General features: G+C 65.9%; 2 pseudogenes. One reads left to right on the top strand and one right to left on the bottom strand.

Annotated elements, in window-relative coordinates:
* Positions 1–91: 91 nt before the first annotated feature.
* Positions 92–769 (bottom strand): annotated as a pseudogene (locus KN815_RS52195) (integrase core domain-containing protein); the annotation flags it as partial.
* A 1,162-nt stretch (positions 770–1,931) separates the two neighbouring features.
* Here KN815_RS52195 and KN815_RS51555 point away from each other — a divergent pair.
* A pseudogene (locus KN815_RS51555) lies at positions 1,932–2,047 on the top strand (ATP-binding protein); the annotation flags it as partial.

Below are 2,047 nucleotides of genomic sequence, written 5' to 3'. Positions count from 1 at the left end.
AAGGACAGCTTCACCAGGTCGAAGAGCGTCTTCGAGTCGAGGCGGTGCTCCGGCTTCAGTCCTGTGCCGTTCGGAAACTCGTCGTTCCCGGTCAGCCGGCGTATCTGTACTCGTTGATCACGCCGCCGAGTATTCGGGTGCGCAGAACCCGGTGAGCGGACAGGCCGACCATGGACGTCGGGTGCTCCTGGAGGAGGGGAGGGAGCTGCCCACGAGCCTGGTGGGGGCGATGACCGTTGTAATGCCGGGCGTAAGCATCGAGGACCTGCCGAGCGTGCGTCTCGTTCCAGATCAAGAGGTGGTCGAGGGCCTCGCGGCGCATGGTGCCGATGACACGTTCGCAGTGCCCGTTCATCCGTGGGGACCGTGGCGCGGTCCTCATGACCTGGATGTCGTCGGCTTTGAAGACCGCGTCGAAGGACTCGGTGTACTTCGCGTCCCGGTCGCGGAGCAGGAAACGCAGCGAGTCCACCCGAATACCCAACTCGACGGCGAGGTTTCTTGCCTGCTGCACCGTCCAGGGTCCGGTGGGATGGGCGGTCACTCCCGCGATGTGCAGTCGGCGTGTGCCGTGCTCGAGGAACACCAGCGCGTACACCCGGCGCAGATCGACCAAGTCGATGTGGAAGAAGTCGCAGGCGATGATGGCTTGGGCTTGAGCGGTCAGGAAATCGCGCCATGTCGGACGGCTGCGGCGTGGGGCTGGATCGATGCCCGCCGCGGTGAGGATCTCCCAGATCGTCGTCGAGCCGACTGGGTGTCCGAGCCGGAACGCGGCAGGCGATGAGGCCGGCGGCCTGCGTAGAGAGGAACTCGCGCCAGGTTGGGCCAGTGTGGCGGGGCGCGGGGTCGATGCCTGCGGTGTGGAGGATCTGCCAGGCGGTGGAGGCGGCGATCCGGTGTCCGGGCCGGGCCAGTTCACCTTGAATCCGGCGGTGGCCCCATCGGCTGTTCTCGTGGGCGAGGCGCAGTACGAGGTTCTTGACGGCGGCCTGTGTGGGCGGCCGTCCGGGACCTCGGCGTCGTCGGGAGTAGGCCCATCGGCGGGCGACGAGGTTGCGGTGCCAAGCCAATAGCGTGCTGGGCGCGATGGGGAGAACCTTGGCCCAGCGGCGGCGGGGGATTAGTGAGAACAGGGAGGCGAACCACAGGCGTCCGCGGCTTCGTACCGTGCTCATCCTTGTAGTTGGCGTCGTAGCACGGCGTTTTCATGGCGCAGGACGAGAAGTTCGGCTTCCTTCGAGGTGTCCCGCCGTAGAAGCACCGTCGGGACGGAGAGAAGGCGTCGAGTCACGTGGCACAGGAGCGACGCGATCATCCCATCATGGTCGCAGCTCTCTGCACGCTGGGTGGGGCGTTTGACCAGCAGCGATGAATAACCGAGCCCAGGGGCGGGAGGCAGGCCAGAGCAGCGCAGGACGCGTCGGATCGTGGCAGCGGTGATCCGATGACCGAGTCGTCACAACTCGCTTTGGATCCTGACGTACCCCCAGGTCGGGTTCTCCCTCGCTAGGCGTTGGATGAGCGCGACCATCTCGTCCGGCAATGGTGGCCGGCCGGGTCTGACCGGTGATTGGCGCCATTTCCAGCGCACCAGACGCCGATGCCAGACCAGTAACGTACCCGGAGTAACCAACTGATGGCGGCGTAAGACAGATGGCAGGTGCCGGGCAAGAGCGGAGAGCACGGCACGATCGGCCCACGAGAGCCGCGGCCGCGCGACCTGTCGACGCAGCACAGCGACCTCATGACGCAGCCCTGGATCTCGGCGTTGCTCGCTGCGGCCGAACGGCTCAGCAAGAGAAAGCAACCCAGTAGCCGACAGCAGATCAGATAGAGCACTCGCAGGTCCACGATCAGTAATCGTGCCCGTATTCAAGCGACCACAAAGCCCCAGGTCAGCCATCGCATGGCAATATTGACACCCTTCAGGCGGCGGACGCGGCCTCAAGGTCGCCCGCACCATGGAAGAAGTCCCCGAGCTCTACGACTCCGCCGTCCGCGAGGCCGTCGCGGCGTTCGGCCGCGGCGAGTGCTTCGTCGAGCG

It is taken from the genome of Streptomyces niphimycinicus (assembly GCF_018883605.1).
In the GTDB taxonomy this organism is placed as follows: Bacteria; Actinomycetota; Actinomycetes; order Streptomycetales; family Streptomycetaceae; genus Streptomyces; species Streptomyces niphimycinicus.
The sequence above is the reverse complement of the archived record's forward strand: the minus strand, read 5'-3'. Positions and strand labels throughout refer to the sequence as shown.